The sequence below is a fragment of the Gimesia alba genome, assembly GCF_007744675.1.
GTDB classification, from domain to species: Bacteria; Planctomycetota; Planctomycetia; order Planctomycetales; family Planctomycetaceae; genus Gimesia; species Gimesia alba.
Window position 1 is genome coordinate 6,553,526 of record NZ_CP036269.1, and the last position, 19,651, is coordinate 6,573,176.

Consider the following 19,651-nt stretch of genomic DNA (forward strand, 5'->3'; position numbering starts at 1 on the left):
ATCAGGCAGACTATAGCGATTAATACTATACAGGCTATGAACAGTAAAAAACTGGTGCCCGCCGCTTCCTGGTGCCGAAACATTGTTAAGATTGTTGACTTAAACGTATCAACCAAGTATGATCTATGCTTGTTCACTAAATCTTGCCTTAACGCGTACGACTACTCCTGCCAAATAGAATTTGTCGGCCATGCGTAAACGAATCACCCTGATCTCTGCAGCTTGTTGGTTTCTCGCGATCTCGTTCTACGCAGAAGAACCGGCCTGGAGTGCAAAGAAACCGACAGGTAAGTCAGCCCAGGCAAAGATGGATCCGAAGCAGCGGGCATTTTTTGAAAATAAAATCCGCCCCGTGCTCGTCAAAAAATGTTACTCCTGCCATTCCTCCAAATCAGAGGAACTGGGTGGCAAGCTGCGGATGGATACCCGCGACGGCATGCGCGTCGGGGGTGAATCAGGCCCCGCTTTTGTCGAAGGTCGCCCTAATGAGAGCCTGTTGATTCAAGCCCTGCGTTATGATGACCTGGAAATGCCACCCGATGAGCCACTGTCGGAAGCCGTCATCAATGACTTTATAACGTGGGTCAAAATGGGCGTGCCTGATCCGCGCATTGATCATCCGCTGATTGCTAAAAAACCGACGGAAGATTCCACGGTAGCAAAACCGGAACTCTGGTCGTTTCAACCGGTCAGAAATCCAGCGCCTCCCGCTGTCCAGAATCAAAGTTGGGTTTATGATCCTCTCGACCATTTTGTACTCTCACGAATTGAAGCGGCCGAGCTAAACCCTACCCACGATGCAGCACCCGTCAGACTGGTGCGACGTTTGTACTACGATTTGACTGGCCTGCCCCCCACAGCAGAGCAGGTGGAAGCATTCCTGGACGACTATCAACGGCGTCAACAACAGGCAGTCGCTCATCTGGTCGATGAATTACTGGCGTCTCCTCATTTCGGCGAACGCTGGGGGCGTCACTGGCTGGATGTCGCGCGCTACGGTGAATCGAACGGCAATGATGGTCTGGGTCGCAATCCAACCTTTCCTCATGCCTGGCGCTATCGTGATTTTGTCATCCAGGCATTGAACAACGACGTTCCCTACGATCGCTTTCTGACCGAACAGATTGCCGGTGATTTACTCACAGCAAAGACTCCCGAAGAACGGGACCGCCTGCTGCTCGCGACCGGATTCCTGGCCATTGGCTCGAAGCCCGCGAAAGCAATGAACGTGAATTTCGATATGGACGTCGTCAACGATCAGATTAACGTCATCAGCACAGGCGTGATGGGACTGAGTGTCGCCTGTGCCCGCTGTCATGATCACAAGCACGATCCCATTCCGACAGCCGACTACTATGCTATGGCCGGCATATTCCTCAGTACCGAAACGATGTGGGGCTATGCCGCCAATCAACCATTGACCGCACCGGAAACTCCCCTGCATGTTCTGAAATCGAAACACCACTATATGCCACCGCCAGACAGCGGTGCGCAGCCTAAGGTTGATCCGCATACCCTGTCTCGAAAAAAGAAACCGAAAAATGTTTATCCTCCCGGGACGGCTCTGGCGATGGGGGTCCGCGAAAAGAAAAAACCGGTTGACTGCAAAATCAATATCAAAGGGGAATCCAAGAAACTGGGGCCCAGTGTACCTCGCGGTTTCCTGTCGGCCTGTAAAGTGACGCAGCCCCCGAAAATCGATGACAAACAAAGTGGCCGCCTGCAACTGGCAGAGTGGCTCACCTCAGCAGATCACCCGCAAACCGCGCGGGTGATGGTCAACCGCATCTGGCTGCACCTGTTTGGCCAGGCACTCGTTCGTACTCCGGATGATTTTGGTATCTATGGCGAACGACCGACTCACCCCCAACTACTCGATCACCTGGCCACCCGCTTCCGTACCGAAGGCTGGTCGATCAAACAACTGATTCGCAGCATCGTCCTCAGCCGCACGTATCAGCTCAGCAGCTTCTGTGACGACCTGATTCTGGATGCGGATCCGGAAAACAAACTTCTCTGTCGACATAATCGTCGCCGACTGGATGCCGAATCGTTGCGTGACAGCATCCTCGCTGCCAGCGGGCAACTCAACAGAGAACCTGGCCTGGGTTCTTCGATCGCACATGTGGACGAACTGGTCAACAAAGCCGGCAACCTGCATCTGCCCGATAATCACCGCAGCATTTACCTGTGCATGATGCGTCATTCTGAACCACCGGAGCTGTCCTCGTTCGACCTGCCCGATTCAACCAAACCGGTTGGCAAACGAAATGAAACCACACTGCCGACACAGAGTCTGTTTCTGATTAACAGTCATTTCCTGATTGAACAGTCACAATTATTTGCCAAAGACATTTTGTTGAATCCCAAACTGAATGATTCTCAACGCATTCATCTCGTATATCGGCGCGCTTTAAATCGTGTTCCGGAATCGTCTGAACTGTCGCGGGCTCTGGCATTGATTCAAGACGTCAACACAGCACTGAAAACAGAAATATCCCAGGATAAGCTTCGTCGTCAAACGGTCTGGGCCACACTCTGCCAGGCACTGTTAAACACTAATGAATTTCGCTACGTTGATTAACGACCAGAATTGAAATATAGAAACTCCCCAAGGAATACGCTCATGCTTGGAATGTCGCGACGGGAAATGTTGAAATCAGCCTCGTGTGGCTTTGGCTATCTGGCGATGTCTGCTCTCTGCGGCAAGACATCCTTCGCCGGAGGTTCCGCTGCCATCGCGAATCTGAATGCCCGATCTCCTCAACTGCCGGCCCGCGCGAAACGCGTCATCTTCCTCTGCATGAGCGGCGGTCCTGCCCAGCTCGATACCTTCGATTACAAACCCCAAACCGGGAAGAAGAAACACGCCGGCTCTGCTTTTAAGTTCGCACAGCACGGCGAAAGTGGTCTCTGGATTTCTGAGCTGCTCCCTGAAACGGCCAAACACGCGGACAAACTCTGCGTCTTAAATGGGATGTACGCGGACATCACCAATCACGCCCAATCCTTCCTGCAGCTGCATACCGGCGATCGACTGCGTCCCCGTCCCAGTCTGGGTTCCTGGGTCGTATATGGTTTAGGTACCGAAAACCAGAATGTCCCCGGCTTCATCAGCCTCTATCCTTCGAAACCATCCGTTTATTCCAGTGCCTTACTGCCCCCGGTTTATGAGGGAACACCAATTGGCCTCAACACCACGAATATGTCAAAGGCAACCATCAAGAACATCAAAAGTGATCACGTACCGACGGCGGTCAAACGACGACAACTCGATTTCGTACAAGCCATGAATCGTGAGCACGCCACCCGTCGTCCCGACGATGCCCGCCTGGAAGCCGTCATTCAATCGATGGAACTGGGCTTTCGCATGCAGATGGCGGCTCCTGAACTGCTCGACATCAGCCAGGAAACGAAATCGACCCTCGAACGCTATCGTGTCGGCCAGGGTAAAGTGGTCGGCACCTGTAAGAATTCCGACTTCGGACGCCAGTGCCTGTTAGCCCGCCGCTTTGCAGAAGCCGGCGTGCGGTTCATCGAAGTCAATCACGGCAGTTGGGACCAGCATAAGAATCACCGTGCCGACCTGACGGCGAATTGTGAATCGACGGATGCTCCCATCGCCGCCCTGCTGGAAGACCTGGAGCAACGGGGCCTGCTCGACGAAACTCTGGTCGTCTGGGGAGGCGAATTCGGCCGTCCCGGTCTGGTTCCGGAAAGTAAAAAAGACAGCACCGGCCATAACGCCCGCGGCTTCACGTTCTGGATGGCAGGTGGCGGCATCAAACGCGGTCTGGCTTATGGAAAAACCGATCCCACCGGTGCCCGCGCCATCGAAGGCAAAGTCCACTTCCGCGATCTGCACGCCACGATCTTACATCAACTCGGCCTGCAGCACGACAAGCTGACGTACCATCAGGGGGAACGGGAATTCCGCCTGACCGGCACCGAAGGCGGCAAAGTGGTGCACGACATCATTGCCTGATCAAGGCATTTCGTACACAATGGTGAGTTGTAAGTACATGGATTTCGTTGATCCGTGTTTCCAATGAATGACTCAACTCACGTTGGCTAAAATATGATATCGCACCATTCCCGAGGCTGGTCTCTGCTGTTCATTCTGTTTTTGTTCGCCCCACTCACTTTTTCGAAGGCAGCAGAACAGCCGAATTTCCTGATCATTTTTACCGACGATCAGGGCATCAACGATGTCGGCTGTTATGGAAGTGAAATTCCCACTCCGCACATCGATCAACTGGCGAAAGAGGGCCTGCTGTTTCGGCAATATTATTCGGCTTCCGCGATTTGCACTCCTTCCCGTTTTGGAATCCTGACGGGCCGCAATCCGAGTCGCTCAAAAGACCAGTTGCTCGGCGCGTTGATGTTTATGAGCGACGTTGATCGAAATCGCGGCATTCAACCCGGTGAAACCACCATCGCGGACGTTCTCCAAAAGAACGGTTATCAGACCGCATTGATCGGAAAATGGCATCTGGGTCACGGTGCGAATTCCTTCCTGCCAACCTCCCACGGCTTTGATCTGTTCCGAGGACACACGGGCGGCTGCATTGACTATTTCACAATGACGTATGGTAATCTCCCCGACTGGTATCACAACCAGCAGCATGTTTCCGAAAATGGGTACGCGACCGATTTAATCACCGAAGAAGCAGAACATTTTTTGAAAGCACAGCGCACAGCGAGCAAACCCTTTTTTCTGTTCCTGTCTTATAACGCCCCGCATTTTGGGAAAGGCTGGTCTCCCGGCGATCAAAGCCCCGTAAATATCATGCAGCCACAAGGAGCCGATTTGAAGCGGGTCGGCAGCATTAAAGACAAAGTCCGCCGCGAATTCGCTGCCATGACCGTCGCGCTGGATGATGGCATTGGACGCGTGATGGCAACTCTCAAAAACAACGGACTGGATAAAAACACGCTGGTCATTTTCATGACAGATCACGGCGGCACCTACGTCTATGGTGGCAGTAATCACCCCTATCGCGGTGCGAAAGCCACGCTGTTTGAAGGGGGGATTCGCGTTCCCTGCATCATGCGCTGGCCTGGAAAGATTAAAGCAGCGACAGAAACAAACGAAGTCACCTGGGCGCTGGACCTGTTTCCCACAATCTGCCAGTTTGCCAATGTAAAAACCGATGGGTTAACCTTGGATGGTCAGGATATCTCCGGTCTGCTCACTCAACAAACGCCTGTCGGAAAGAGAGAACTATTCTGGCAACTGGGTCCACATGAAGAATTAAAACGGGGCCGCTGGACCGCGTTGCGACAAGGAGACTGGAAATATATCCAGAACGAAGCGGGCGAAGAATTTCTGTTCGACCTTAAAACCGACCCTTATGAGAAGCAGAACCAGAAGCAACACAAAGCAGAAAAACTGGCAGAGTTCCAGAAACGTCGAGATGAAATTGCCGATCAATTATCACCTTAGGCTTCAGTAGCAGATCTCTCAACGCGACAATCTAATCTAACAGCAAAGATATTCAACTTATGTCACAGCACGTCACAAAGAGTTTCGGGTTCCTGAAAACCACCGCCATTGGGGGCCTGATCTTTCTGCTCCCGTTGATCGTCATCGGTGCCCTGGTTGGCCAGATTGTGCCCATCGTGCTGACCGTGGCGGAAGTGCTCTCCGACTATATTCCTGTGAAAACTCCCGCCGGCATCGCGATGTTAATTGCCCTCTCGATCGGCATTGTCCTCCTGATGTGTTTTGCCGCCGGCCTGATTGCCCGCTGGTCGATTGGTAAAAAGCTCTCGCGTTTCGTCGAAAAGAATCTGATTTTGCTCTTCCCCCGTTATGCCATTTATCGGGAGCAACTCAAAGGCAGCATCGGCGGCGATCATAATAAACCGGAAATGATTCCGGTCCTCGTCCGCTTTAATGACGTCACCCGGATTGCCTTTCAAGCCGAGCGCACTGAAGGTCCCCTGATCTCAATTTACCTGCCCGGCTCCCCCGATCCCTGGTCCGGCTGCGTGATCTTCATGACTCCTGATCGCGTCGAAACACTGGACATCCCCTTTTCCGAAGCACTCGGCATCTGCGAACGCATGGGCCGAGAATCACTGCAATTGCTCGATCAGCAACCACCGCTCACACAAAATTAATCGAAGTTTCGGTTTCGCCTGGTCCGTGCGTCGAGTAGGATAAAATTATCGAACTTCCGCACATTCCTACCTGAATCAATTCCAACGTGGAGACCCAGCCATGCCCGTACATCTGCCCGCCCAGAACCGTCGTCAATTCCTGTTCACATTAGGAGCAGGATTCATCACTTATAGCACCGGCGCCTTTGCCAGTGAAAACCAGTCGGAAGATCTGGTCTATCTGTTGAACGACACGCACATTGGTGAAAAGCATCCGACGAACTCTCCGGTCCCCAGTCATTTGCGACAGGCAGTCAGCGAACTGGTGAACCTCGAACAGAAACCGGCCTGCGTATTGATTAACGGCGACTTGGCATTAAAAGACGGTCAGCCCGGCGACTATCGTCACTTCGCCAAACTAATCCGCCCATTACGTGAAGCGAAAATCGACACGCATCTGACGCTGGGGAATCATGACGAACGCGACGTCTTTTACGGTGTGATGGAGGAAGAAAAACCAGCCACGCCGCCAGTCAAATCGAAACACATTTCCGTCGTCCAGACAAAACATGCAAACTTCTTCCTGCTCGATTCGCTGCACAAAACGATGGTCACACAGGGAACGCTGGGCGAGGAACAGCGCACCTGGCTGACCAATGCGCTCGACGCACACGCAGATAAGCCCGCGATCATCGTTACACATCACAATCCACGACTCGGCGGCGATCCGAATCATTTTCCGGGTGGCTTAACCGACTCGGTCGAACTGTGGGAGATCCTGGCACCGCGCAAGCAGGTCAAAGCCTACATTCACGGGCACATCCACGATCGCGGCAACGCCGAACACAAAGGCATTCATATTCTTAACACGCCGGCCACGTCTTACGTCGCAAACCCCAAACTCTCCACGACCGGCTGGACCGTTGCGAAACTGAGCCCGAACGGCGTCACACTCACCACGCGCACCACCGATCCCAAACATAGCTGGAACCAGCAAACGAAAACGCTCACCTGGCGTTAACGGTAACACAGCCAAGTAGCGTTTCTTAATTCGAATTGTCCTTAGAAATGAGGAAGAACCGGGGCTAACGCCCTTCGGCTAATAAGTCATTCCGGCTGGCAAAGTACAAGAAACAAAATCAGCCGCACGGCGTTAGCCGCGGTTAAAACCGAACGGGGTTAGGTAGCGGTCCTGGGAATCACATTCAAAACCAATAAATAAACGCTACCTATTTCTGCCGCGGAAGTTTTAACTGCACTTGCTTCTTGCCTCGGACCACCGTCACCTCGGCGGTTTGTCCAGGCTGCAGTGCATTCACCCCGTAAGCCAGTAAATCCGTCTCGCGAGCCAGATCTGTTTTCCCATTGAACCCGATAATAATATCGCCGACTTTGAATCCGGAACGTCGGGCGGTCGCATGCAAACCATATTTCCCCAGACCACGAATATGCAGCGCCATCGGGGCGTCTTCGGTTAAACCTGCCTGCTTGCGTTGTTCGGCGGTCGTCGGTTCCAGAACGGCTCCCCCCAGCACCATCCGCCGGAGCGGCCAGCTACTCACCCGCCAGGACAAATCATCGCTTCGCTTCCAACCTTTTGGCAGCGCGATGGTCAGCTTCAGCGGTTTCCCATTCCGCTTTACGTCTGCTTTCAGTTTGTCCTGCTCCCCTGCGTGATGCAGCACCCACTGCACATCGGCAATCGAGAGCAGAGGCTGTCCCGACAAAGTCAGGATTTCATCGCCGGGTTGAAAACCGGATTTCGAAGCGATCGAGTTTTCCTCTACTTCTTTCACGGTCGCTTTCTGCGTGGGGTCCAGAATCAGCCCCAGAATTTTGGGATGTGGATACTGAAACAGAATCCGTTCCGGCAGCGGCTTTTGTTGACGTAAATAAAAGTCCCGCTGTGCGTCGCCCACCTGATGACAGTGAATACAACTTTTGACGATGTCTGTTTTCTCATTGATTCGTGAACGATACTTCCCTGCCAACAGAGGAAATTTCTCTGGAGAGGATACCTCGGGCTGCTTACCCTGTTTGTCTTTCAGTGATGCTTTGACGGTGTCATAGTTCGCGTGCAGTTTCAAAGCCCCCTGCATCGCCTGTGCCAGCCCTTCGATCGAAACATCTTCCGACCAGAGTGTATGATGCGAGCGTGTGCCAAACCGGCCGTAAATCGTGCGGTCTGCATTCAGCAGGAACACTGCGAACGATTGATCGTAGTCATACTGAAACAGCGACAGATCCAGACCGTTAGTCGAGATCAGCCGCACACGCACAAACTGGTCCATCAGTGGCTTCAACTGAGGATCTTTCTCCATCAGTTCTTCGTCCAGCTTCACGCACTCTTCGCAGGGGATGCAGCGCAGCACAACCAGCATAGGCTGTTTTGTTTTCTCTGCCTGTGCGAAGCCCTGCTGCAGATCGTTGTAGATCCAATAACCGCCCGCTTCGACTTTCTCACGATCCTGACGAACTTTTTCTTCACGCGTTTGTGCTAAGGAAATTGAAGTCGTCGTCAAAAAAACTATAACACAGACACAAATGTTCTTCAGCATCGTTCCATCTCCTGACACCGGCGGGTTAAAAGGAATCAGACACGTCGACTTTCGTACTCGTTACTGCAGCTGGTTTGCACCACCATTTTCTTTCTGATGCAACGTCACCGGCCAACCCGGAAACTCGTTACCCGGTTTTCCATCGGTGGCATCAATCAGAAAACGATAAGAGTGAATCGTATAGGTTTTCTGTTCCGGGTCAATCAATACCAGACCGAAACCACTCCCTTTCTGATGGGCCAGATCATAGCGGTTCTTTTCGGTACCCGGTTCCGGATTTCCGATTGCATAGACGTAGACCTTGTTGCCCAGGCCATCCAGATATTCTCCCGTGTTCGGCAAGCCGTGCTGTGGCCGATTCTTGTGCGGCATGCCCACTTCATCGGGCCGCCACCAGCGGGGATAACCGGCGGAAATCGCGGGTGTGCAGAAAGACCAGCTGCCGTCGCGCTGTGCGTCGGCTCCATATTGTGAAAGTGAGGTCAGATGCTGATCCCCGTTCACATGCAGAGGCATCCCTTTTCGTAGAATGCGCACCGTCCGATTGCGGGCCGTCTGCGGCCAGCCGCCGGAATCGAGATCCGCCTTGAGATATCCATTATAACCACCATGATGCGTGGCGACGCCGGAAAAGACGGTCTGGCTAAATAAGACCTTGAGCGCGTGTCCCCGCCAGTCATCACACCAGTGTTCCAGGAATTTTTCCTGTCGCTCGCCCAGTAATTCCAGTCCCGGCTTATCCAGTTTGGAGGTATCGAAATTGGGATCCGTCACATGGTCGGCGCGGCCGCTGCCGGTATCAACGTGTTCGGGACCGCTTTTGAATTGCCGATCTCCCAGAATGGCAAAGCTGACGTCGCCATACACCATATCGCCGTAATAGACGCTGATCCCCTGTTTGCAGGGGGTCGGATCATAATAATCGGGATGATGGCCGGCACAGGTTTTGTGCACGACATTCACCATCCGCGCCGGCTCCCGGTATCCGCCGTTTGAAGAGGTGGTCCCTTCTTTCATCTTCATGCCACCTTCTCCCCAGATATTCCCTTGGAACACATCGTGGTCATCGGGAATGCAAACCGTGGGACGATCTCGCATCGCTTCACCGAACGCCCAGCCGTGCATGTAGAATTTACGGAGGTAGTTCAATATCGCAGGTACAGCGGGATCACGAATCAAACCGAAGCCGCCATGATCTTCGTATAACTGATCACCCGAGAAGTACAGCAGATCGGGATCGACTTTGAGCAGGTTATTCGCCACCGGTTCGTAGGGGAACCCATAATCTTTCTGGCAGGTCAACGCGCCCAACTTCAGCGGACGCCCTGAGGGATTGGCACGAATGATGCCTGTTCGCTCATTCGTCGTTTCGGTTCCGTCAGTATGGTTCTCTTTATAGACCAGCTTGAAGGGAGTGGCTTCCTTTTCGTTCCAATTCGGAATCCGGAACGTCGCCGTCCAGGCATCGGTGTCGAGTGTCGCGGTGCCCAGTGATTTCCAGGCGTCTCCCTGCTTGATCAGCAGTTCAACGTCTTTATTATCCTTCTCGCCCAATGGCCCGGTCAGCGCGCTGATTTTCATCACGAAACCATCATCGCTGCGGGAATCGCTGAGGGTATACTGCGACCATAAAATCGGTCCAAACTTATGTTCGGGTGAGACTGTGAATGCTTTACCATCAACAGACCAGTCGCTGAAGCGATACCGGGCGCCGATCTGACGTTTGAATCGTGCATCAAAGTTACTGACCAGCGCCACATTTCCGAGCACTGCCTGCGGAGGAAATGTCTGTGACAATGTTCCCAGCGGTTTATCGGACTCTGATTGAGTCACCAGCAGCGTCAGCGAATATTTATCGCCATCCGGTTTTCCGGTGAGTGTCAACACACAATCCTTCATATCCACTGGCTGTTTGAGCTTCTGTTCTTTATTTCCCAGCACCAGTTTTCCGTTCACCACGCCGGCCTTGATACCGCTTTTCGCAAAACAATTGCTGCGGTATTCGTTGAGATCACTTTTGACTCCCACACGAAAACCAACGCCGCCATCCTGTTGTTTGACTTCGACCTGTTTGACATGCACCGACATCGTAAAGGGAGCACGCACATTGGTGAGTTGATGTGTCAACAGTTGAATATTGCGGCTGCCTGCAGTCGTCTGGCACTCGGCGGCACCATCGACAATCCGCCAGTCTTCCATCGGATTAGCCCAAAATTCTTCACCCAGCCAGACTCGGTCGTTCGTCTTATTCCAACGTCCCATGACAGAAGAGTCACTCTTCTGTTCTGCGGCTTCCAAAGTGTGCGATTTTTTCAAACCGAAGAATGTCGTACCCAAGGCAAACAGTTTGAGAGCCATTCGGCGGGTCAATGATTGCATCAATGTATCTCCTATCGAGCACAAACCGCCGATCTTCGTGGCGGTAAGAATATGAATTTAATGAGAGTGGAATAGTTATTATTAGGGGCGCAGCGGGCTTTGTCCAGCGTGGTTCAAAGAATGAACCGCTGTTTAAAGTTGTTTAGAAACCGGGAGCTGGCCTAAGGGGCTTTCACCGCCAGATCATCCGTCACGCCTGCAGGCTGAGTGATTTTGACTTTCGTTTCGCCGGCTAATTTGATCAGTTCTGGCAAGTCATACACTTTTAACGCCCCGTGCACCGTATTGATCAGCTGGTTCTGCGTTTCCGGCGTTTTCACAACAGCCCCCCAGGAGGGAATCATCTGGCTCAGATTGACCTTCGAAAACATAGCTGGCTCAAGAGCTGCCGCATGCAGCGCGGGGATCGCCGTTTCTCCAATGGCCGTCAGGACGACCGGCTCCGGTTTGTTCTTTGATTGCGTTTCCGACAGAAACCGCGCCGCGACCAGAATGTCTTCCGCCCGCAGCTTGACCATCGAATTGCCCAGCAGATTGGCCAGCGCCCATTCATGATAATTGGGGCCGAGCAAGCCGTGCGACCAGCCGATCTTCCGATTGTTCTTGCGCGACGTTTCACCAATGCAGCGTACATCAACCGCCAGGACCACGTCTCCCTGTTTCACCCGTTGTTCAATGGCGGCTCCTGCTCCCGCGTCAACATCTTTACCACCGCCGTGCAGATACAGAACCAGTTCTCCCGACCGTTCTTTTGGCTGAAACAACAAAGCCGGCAGAGGCACGCCATGCCCGGGCTTAATGATCAGCTTCGTGATCTGATAATCGGGTCGTTGAATGCTACCCACTTCTTTGAACTCTGGTCGTAGCAACTCACCGAGTTTTTTGACACCGCTCACTTCACGCACGCGATCACGCAGCGTTTTGAGATCGCCGCTGTTCCACAACTCAGCCCGGTCTTTCGCCAGATGTTGATTCAGACCGTCATTGATCTCAAACAGCGAACGCTCGCCAGCGTCGAGCAGAATCTGCCCCGACTGCGAACACTGCAGTTCTTCATCGGTGAAGACGGGCAGATCCCCTTCGAAAATCGGATTTTCTTTATGCATCAGCCAGCGATTCATCCAGCGGGCCGAACCTTCACGCAATTGAATCGTGAAACCATGCGGCGCGTCGGCTTCTATGATATCAACCCGCTCGGCATAACCCATGCGTGTATAAAAGCGTTTGGCTTCGCGGAATAGTTCCCAGGTGCCGTCGATTTTGAACGTGCGGTCATGTGTGCCGGCACAGATCAGCGTCGGCTTGGGAGCCCGCATCAACGTGTAGTCGGTGATGTCCATGCCGTAAGCGAGTTGACCGAAAATCACCTGCTCGCCATCTTGAGGCCCGTTGAAATCGACCAGATATCGAAACATGGTGGAATAACAGACCGGAGCCGCAGCCTGCACACGCTCATCAAGGGCCATAATATAGCTGGTCAGCGTTCCGCCGCCTGAGTTTCCGGTGCAGCCAATCCGTTTCGCGTCAATCTCCGGACGACTGACCAGGTAGTCAATGCTCCGCATGCCGTCCCAGATCCGATAACGGGCCGAGTTGCTGCCCAGCGGAATCGAACTGACCGACATCAGCGTATGCTCTGCCGTGCAGTAAAACTGAACCTGGGGATGAGGCGGACGATAGCGACTGCCGCCGCGGAAAAATTCATTGGGCTGTTCCGAGAGCACCTGATAGCGTTCCCCCTGACCGATGGGATCATAACAGAGCGCCGCCATTCCGTTTTTCGCCAGCAGGATACAGGCTCGCTGATAACCATCGGCGGCTTTCCCGTTGTGACTGTGTCCACAGGGAACCAGTACGCCCGGATAAGGGGGTTTGGAGTCTGGCAGATACAAATTGGCGGTCACATGATGTCCGGGCCAGCTTTCATAGATCACATTCTCAACGTGAAAGCCGTCCCCTTTTAACTTACCAATCACGCGCGGATTTAACGGCGTCCGTTCAGGGAATCCGCCGATCTGAGAACGAAAGAATTCCTGCATCCGTTTCTGGTAGGCTAAACAGTCTTCGGCAGTTTTAATTTCCTCATACGCCGCCTTCCGATTGGCAAACGCTTCATGAGCGCGCTTTTGCAGAGCGTGATAGACCAGGCCGGACTCGGCTGCTTCTCCATCCAACGGGGGCAATACATTCAAGTCTTCCGCCGCTTCCGAAATCAGAGAAACAACGAGAACAGAAAACAGAACGATCAGCGACAGCAGTCGATTCATGGTCATGACCTCAACAGCAGGAATTCGGGAGGGTTGTGTAGGCAAGGGTAGGAAACAGCCATTCGCGGATAAATAAACAATCCTTATTTATCGTACCCGTAATCCAGGCCAGACTCAATCGATTCCTGAAAATCGAAGGCGAATTCGTTATTTTTTCGCCACAGCCGCCGTGATCTCGTGGCTCAGGCAGTGCAGCGTTCCCAGTCCCCAGACCAGATCGACGGCATGAATGCCAATCACTTGTCGGTCAGGATAAAGTTCGCTGAGAATACCGAGTGCCTGTGCGTCGTTCGGATCATTGAACGTCGGTACCAGCACACAACCATTCGTGACCAGAAAATTCACATAGCTGGCAGGGAGCCGTAACTCTTCAAAGTCGAGCCGCCCCGGCATGGGCATGGGTACGACATTGAGTTTGCTGCCGTCTTCTAACCGCGCCTGTTTCAGACGGTCGAGATTGTGTTCCAGACGGCGCTGATTGACGTCTTTTTTATTCGATTCCACACAGGCAACCACCGTCGTCGGATTCACAAAGCGGCAGATGTCATCCACGTGGCCGTGCGTGTCATCTCCTTCGATGCCGTCCCCCAGCCAGATGACATTCGTCACGCCTAGGTATTCCTGAAAGATCGCCGCGTAATCTTCTTTGGTGAAACCCGGGTTGCGGACTTGGACTTTCTGATCGAGCAGACATTCTTCGGTCGTGATCAGAGTCCCGCGTCCGTTAACTTCGATCGCCCCTCCTTCCAGAACAACTGGATGATCTTGATAGACCACTTCCGTTAAAGGCACCTTCAACGCCTTCGCGACGGCGGACGGGATCTGCCAGTCTAGCCGATGATTGGCATATTTGGCCCAGCCGTTAAAGCGGAACTGCAGTGCCTCGCGTTTGCCGTCACTCCGCTGTACCACGATCGGACCTGAATCGCGCATCCAGCTGCGGTTCGTGTTTTGAACGATGTACTTAACTTGTTCTGTGTCAGCGTGCGCCTGCCGAAGCATCGCGTCGACTTTCTGCTGCTGTTCTTCCGACTTCACAACCAGCAGCACGCGTTCGAACTCCGCGACCTTGCGAATGATTTCGACGAAGGCCCATTTGACGACTTCGTACTTACCGGGCCAGTCATTGCCATTATGCGGAAAGCAGAGCAGGGTGGCCTGATGCGGCTCCCACTCGGCGGGCAGTCTGCGCGTAATCTCGCTCATGGAGACGATTCATCGTGATAGAGCTTCAGGATATTGCCGTATGCGTCAATCCGGCGGTCGCGGAGGAACGGCCAGTTCTGGCGGACTTCCGCCATCAGATCCAGGTTCACTTCTGCGATTAAAATTTCTTCTTCGTCTGTGGAGGCCTGGGCGAGGATTTCCCCCTGTGGACCACAGATGAATGAGGAACCCCAGAACTCCAGCCCCGGCTGATCCGGTTCCGGCTGCTCAAAACCAACCCGGTTAACGGCCGCAACGAACGTGCCATTCGCAATCGCGTGGCTGCGTTGAATCGTCATCCAGGAATCGTGCTGCCTCGGGCCGTGCTCGGCTTTTTCATGCGGATGCCAGCCGATGGCCGTTGGATAAACGAGCACATTCGCACCGCTCAGTGCGGTAATCCGGGCACCTTCGGGGAACCACTGATCCCAGCAGATCAACGTGCCAATTTTTCCAAACTGTGTTTGTACGGCTTTGAAGCCCAGATCGCCGGGCGTGAAATAAAACTTTTCGTAGAAGCAGGGATCATCGGGAATATGCATCTTGCGATACAGGCCTGCTTCGCTGCCATCCGCGTCGATAATGTAGGCGCTGTTGTGATACAGGCCTTCGGTTCGCTTTTCAAAGAAGGGCACAATGATGACCACGCCCAGCTCTTTCGCCAGTTCGCTGAACGCGGTAAACGATTTGTCATACAGCGGCTCGGCGAACTCAAAATATTTTGTGGTCTCTTTCTGACAGAAATAAAAGGAGCTGTAAAGCTCGGGCAGACAGATCACCTGTCCCCCTTGCTCGGCGGCGACACGAACCCACGCGAGACACTTTGACAGGTTCTGGTCAGGCAGTCCGTTGAGCGATACCTGCACCAGAGCAATTTTGAAGTGGCGAACCATAAGATCTTTTTTCCGGGAACATGAAGGGAGCAACCTGTAATCCGGCTGACGACGCGATAGAAAACCAGATCAATCCAGAGGACCTGATATTTACGATATCTGATTCGGAGTTGCAAGCAGTGCATTAGAAACTTCACCTGTTTCCAGGCAGAAAATCAGGGGCTTTCCGAAATCCGGTCAGTTTCTCAAGAGTAACATCGACAGACTGACGGCTTTTCTACTATTCTATGGCAGACTTCAGAGACCCCGCAGGGAACTGCATACGGTCGACTCATCATCAACCCACGTCATATTCACATCGGGACAACCTAAGCATGAATTCAGGACGGTCAACAGAGGAATTTACTATTGAAAAACGCGGGGTACTGCTGATCGAAGATCCGCTCCTGAATAAAGGGACTGCCTTCACCCAGGAAGAACGGATCAAGCATGGCCTTTTGGGATTGCTCCCCCCGCATGTGGATACTCTGGAGGAACAGGAAGCACGGGCTTATGAAGCCTTCTGTGATTTCCACACCGATATCGACAAGCATATTTTTCTGAGACAGCTTCAGGATGAAAACGAAACGTTGTTCTATCGTCTGCTGCTGGAACACATTACCGAAATGATGCCCATCGTGTATACGCCCGTCGTCGGTCTGGCGTGCCAGCGGTTCAGCCATATCTACCGCAGGCCACGGGGAATTTTCATTTCGTACCCCGAACGCGACTCGATGGATGCGATCTTTGAAAACATCGAACACGATGTTGCCGTCATCGTCGTCACCGACGGCGAACGCATTCTCGGTCTGGGCGACCAGGGCGTAGGAGGCATGGGGATTCCGATCGGTAAATTATCACTCTACACACTGTGTGGCGGTGTTGATCCTGCGAAAACTTTGCCCATTGTCCTGGATCTGGGAACGAATAATCAGGAACGCCTGGACGACCCGCGTTATATCGGCTGGCGGGAAAACCGGATCAAGGGCGCGGAATACGACGCCTTTATTGAACAGTTTGTGACGGCTGTCAAAAAACGGTTTCCACACGTGCTCCTGCAGTGGGAAGATTTTGCGTCTGTGGATGCGGAACGAATTATTGATAAGTACCGCGATGATTTGTGTACGTTCAATGATGACATTCAAGGCACCGCCGCTGTGACAACGGGAACGATTCTCGCAGCGATTACAGCTGCGGGCGGCAAACTGGTAGATCAGAACATCGTGATGTTGGGAGCAGGTTCGGCTGGCGTAGGAATCTGCCTGCAATTGAAACAGGCCATGCTCGACAACGGGCATTCGGAAGCCGAAGCCCGTTCCCATTTTTATGTAATTGATCGGGACGGTCTGCTTCACTCCGGCAGGACGGATCTGGATCCACTGCATCAGCAACTGGCACAGTCACCCGAAAATCTAAAAGACTGGGACTGTGATGTAACAGGCACCATTTCGTTTGCGGATGTCGTGCGGAACAGCAAGCCCGGCGTTCTCGTTGGCGCCACGGGACAAACGGGGGCCTTTACCGAAGAAATCATTCGCGAAATGGCAAAACATTCAGAGCGCCCCGTGATCTTTCCGCTTTCCAATCCGACTTCCCGAGCCGAGGCCACTCCCACGGATCTGCTGAACTGGACCGATGGTAAAGCGGTGATTGCAACGGGGAGCCCCTTTGATCCGGTCGAATATAATGGCGTGACCCATTACATCGCTCAATGTAATAACAGTTATATCTTCCCGGCGATGGGACTGGGAATTCTGGCATCGCGGGCACGCCGGGTGACCGATTCGATGTTTATGGCGGCGGCGTTTGCCTTGAAAGAAACATCACCGGCACTGAAAGATCCCACGGCTTCGTTGCTCCCCTCTCTGACGACAATCCGCGAGGTTGGACGCAAGATTGCCCGGGCAGTCGCTGCGGCAGCCATCGAAGCCGGCGTGGCTGATTCCATCACTGCCGAAGAAATCGACCAGCGGATCGAAGAGACCATGTGGACCCCCGAGTACTAACAGAGCCCAACATTTGATATCCCAGGCGCATGCACGCATTCATTGATAGAAGGAACTTTCATGTCTGATCATTGTACTACTACCGTTGGTTCTTATCTGGCTTCCCGACTGGAAGAAATCGGCTTACAGCACTATTTCGCGGTGCCGGGAGACTACAATCTTGTCCTGCTGGACAAGCTGCTGGAAAATAAAAACCTGAAAATGATTTCCTGCTGCAACGAATTGAACGCCGGTTATGCTGCCGACGGGTATTGCCGGGCGACCGGCGGTGCGAGTGCGGTCTTCGTGACTTACAGTGTCGGCGGATTGAGTCTGCTGAATGCCGTCGCTGGTGCGTATGCCGAAGATCTGCCGGTGATTGCCGTTTCAGGCGGGCCGAACACCAACTCGGAAGCCGAGTTTGAAATGCTCCATCACACGTTGGGTGAACTGGATTACGACTATCAGCGCGAGATTTTTTCCAAAGTCACAGCGGAAGCAGTCACGATTCACGACCCGCGCGAAGCGCCCACGCAAATCGACCATGCGATTCAGACCGCGCTCCGGTTCCGCAAACCCGTGTATATTGAAATTGCCTGCAACATCGCGTCAGCCGTGACTTCCGCACCCAATGTGCGTTCCTTCGGCGGACCGACCGCCAGTGATCCAGTTTCATTGAAAGCCGCCGTTGAGCGTGCAGCAGAAATGCTGAATGCTGCGACCAAACCGGTGCTGGTCTCAGGCGTCAAATTGCGCTCGTTCGGTGCTGAAACCAGCTTTCATAAACTGGCCGACGCGTCCGGTTATGCGATCGCCAGCATGCCCAACGCCAAAGGCATGTTTGACGAGCAGCATCCACATTACATGGGAACCTATTGGGGGCCCGTTGGTTCACCCGGATGTGGTGAGATTGTCGATTCCTCCGACCTCTGCCTGTTTGCTGGCGGGACATTTACCGATTACACAACGACCGGTCATGCGGCTTTGATCGATCCGACCAAAGTCATTCAAGCTCGTCCCAACAGTGTGGTCTTTCCCAATCAGACATTCAGTAATGTCAAACTGGCTGAATTCCTGGAGGAACTGTCTACAAAAATCAAATCAAACGACGGTTCCATGATCGCGTTTAAACGCATTCAAGAACAGGCCACTCCACTCTCCCCCGGCGATCCTGAGACGCCACTCTCCACGCGACAACTGTTTTCACGCATTCAAAACATGTTAGGCTCCGACTCAACCGTGATTGCCGAAACCGGCGATTCCTGGTTCAACGGAATGCAGCTGAATTTGCCCACCGGCTCCCGATTCGAAGTGCAGATGCAATACGGTTCGATTGGCTGGTCTGTGGGTGCCACGCTTGGCTACAGTGTCGGCGCCCCCGATCGACGTCCGATTGCGCTGATCGGGGATGGCTCGTTCCAACTGACGGCGCAGGAAGTCTCAACCATCATTCGTTATGACCTTAAGCCGATCATTTTTCTGATGAACAATCGCGGTTATACAATTGAAGTGGAAATTCATGACGGCCCGTATAATACCATCAAGAACTGGAACTACGCCGATCTGGTCAAAGTTTTCAACGCGGAAGACGGGAACGGCTGGAGCTGTCAGGCCACTACCGAAGGGGAACTGGATGAAGCGATCAAAAACGCCGTTTCGCATAATGGCCCGGCGTTGATTGAAGTCGCTATTGACCGGGATGACTGCAGTAAGAACCTGCTCGTCTGGGGAGGACACGTGGCGAAAAACAATGGTCGTCCGCCACGTTTTGCTTAAACAAACAGTGTCGCCTCATACTGTGAAAATCCGCGACTGGTTATAAAGGGGATTGAGTCGCTATGGAAGAAGCCTGTGATCTGCCGGAAGGCAAACTGATTCTGCGCACGCTGGCAATGCCCGCTGACACCAATGCCAACGGTGACATTTTTGGCGGCTGGATCATGTCGCAAATGGATATCGCCGGCGGGATTCTGTCGAAAGAAATTTCGGGAACCCGCACGGTAACCATTGCCGTTGAGACGATGAAATTCATCCGCCCAGTCAAAGTGGGGGATGTGGTCAGCTGTTATGGAACGGTGGAAAAAATCGGAACCACGTCAATGAGGCTGCAACTTGAAGTCTGGGTCGAACCGGTGCTGCGGCACGAAGATTCAAACTGCCCCTACTTCAAAGTGACCGAGGCGGATTTCACGTATGTGGCCATTGATAAACACGGCAAAAAAACGCCGATTGTCAAACATGGTTGCTGAACGGTATCAAATTCCACTGTCACTTGAAAC

13 protein-coding genes are annotated in these 19,651 nt (G+C 53.1%); 8 read left to right on the plus strand and 5 right to left on the minus strand.

Annotated features, from left to right (window positions below; translation table 11 throughout):
* Positions 1-190 precede the first annotated feature (190 nt).
* The 5 genes from Pan241w_RS24400 (at position 191) to Pan241w_RS24420 (ending at position 7,126) form a co-directional block, all read left to right on the plus strand.
* Positions 191-2,584, plus strand: coding sequence for a PSD1 and planctomycete cytochrome C domain-containing protein (locus Pan241w_RS24400; protein WP_145220853.1), 2,394 nt, complete (start codon positions 191-193; stop codon positions 2,582-2,584).
* A gap of 42 nt (positions 2,585-2,626) precedes the next feature.
* Positions 2,627-3,985: a DUF1501 domain-containing protein gene (locus Pan241w_RS24405; RefSeq protein ID WP_145220854.1), complete on the plus strand. Its 1,359-nt coding sequence runs from the start codon at positions 2,627-2,629 to the stop codon at positions 3,983-3,985.
* Between the two features lie 93 nt (positions 3,986-4,078).
* Positions 4,079-5,446 (plus strand): sulfatase family protein, encoded by a 1,368-nt coding sequence (locus tag Pan241w_RS24410; RefSeq protein WP_145220856.1) that lies wholly within the window; start codon positions 4,079-4,081, stop codon positions 5,444-5,446.
* Between the two features lie 59 nt (positions 5,447-5,505).
* Positions 5,506-6,126 carry a DUF502 domain-containing protein gene (locus tag Pan241w_RS24415; RefSeq protein WP_145220858.1) on the plus strand — a complete coding sequence of 207 codons (621 nt, stop codon included), beginning with the start codon at positions 5,506-5,508 and terminating at the stop codon, positions 6,124-6,126.
* Positions 6,127-6,226: 100 nt separating this feature from the next.
* Complete coding sequence (locus tag Pan241w_RS24420; RefSeq protein WP_145220865.1) at positions 6,227-7,126, plus strand: metallophosphoesterase family protein; 900 nt, start codon at positions 6,227-6,229, stop codon at positions 7,124-7,126.
* Positions 7,127-7,334: 208 nt separating this feature from the next.
* Here Pan241w_RS24420 and Pan241w_RS24425 read toward each other — a convergent pair whose 3' ends face one another.
* From Pan241w_RS24425 to Pan241w_RS24445, 5 genes are all read right to left on the minus strand, one after another.
* Positions 7,335-8,663, minus strand: a complete 1,329-nt coding sequence (locus Pan241w_RS24425; protein ID WP_145220867.1) for a Trx7/PDZ domain-containing (seleno)protein — start codon at positions 8,661-8,663, stop codon at positions 7,335-7,337.
* 60 nt (positions 8,664-8,723) lie between these two features.
* Positions 8,724-11,042 (minus strand): alkaline phosphatase D family protein, encoded by a 2,319-nt coding sequence (locus Pan241w_RS24430; RefSeq protein ID WP_145220869.1) that lies wholly within the window; start codon positions 11,040-11,042, stop codon positions 8,724-8,726.
* 161 nt (positions 11,043-11,203) lie between these two features.
* Entirely contained in the window at positions 11,204-13,309 is a 2,106-nt protein-coding gene (locus Pan241w_RS24435; protein WP_198000128.1) for an acetylxylan esterase, read from the minus strand.
* A 147-nt stretch (positions 13,310-13,456) separates the two neighbouring features.
* On the minus strand, positions 13,457-14,515 hold the full coding sequence (locus tag Pan241w_RS24440; RefSeq protein ID WP_145220873.1) for an agmatine deiminase family protein: 1,059 nt from the start codon (positions 14,513-14,515) through the stop codon (positions 13,457-13,459).
* Entirely contained in the window at positions 14,512-15,408 is an 897-nt protein-coding gene (locus tag Pan241w_RS24445; RefSeq protein WP_145220875.1) for a carbon-nitrogen hydrolase, read from the minus strand. The genes Pan241w_RS24440 and Pan241w_RS24445 overlap by 4 nt, the downstream gene beginning before the upstream one ends.
* A 314-nt stretch (positions 15,409-15,722) precedes the next feature.
* Here Pan241w_RS24445 and Pan241w_RS24450 point away from each other — a divergent pair, with 314 nt between their 5' ends.
* The 3 genes from Pan241w_RS24450 (at position 15,723) to yciA (ending at position 19,621) form a co-directional block, all read left to right on the plus strand.
* Positions 15,723-17,393 carry an NAD-dependent malic enzyme gene (locus tag Pan241w_RS24450; protein WP_145220877.1) on the plus strand — a complete coding sequence of 557 codons (1,671 nt, stop codon included), beginning with the start codon at positions 15,723-15,725 and terminating at the stop codon, positions 17,391-17,393.
* A 60-nt stretch (positions 17,394-17,453) separates the two neighbouring features.
* The gene (locus Pan241w_RS24455) at positions 17,454-19,148 is read left to right on the plus strand and encodes a thiamine pyrophosphate-binding protein (protein WP_145220880.1); all 1,695 of its coding nucleotides are present in this window, start codon (positions 17,454-17,456) and stop codon (positions 19,146-19,148) included.
* Between the two features lie 62 nt (positions 19,149-19,210).
* Positions 19,211-19,621, plus strand: coding sequence for an acyl-CoA thioester hydrolase YciA (gene yciA, locus Pan241w_RS24460; RefSeq protein ID WP_145220883.1), 411 nt, complete (start codon positions 19,211-19,213; stop codon positions 19,619-19,621).
* Positions 19,622-19,651 lie beyond the last annotated feature (30 nt).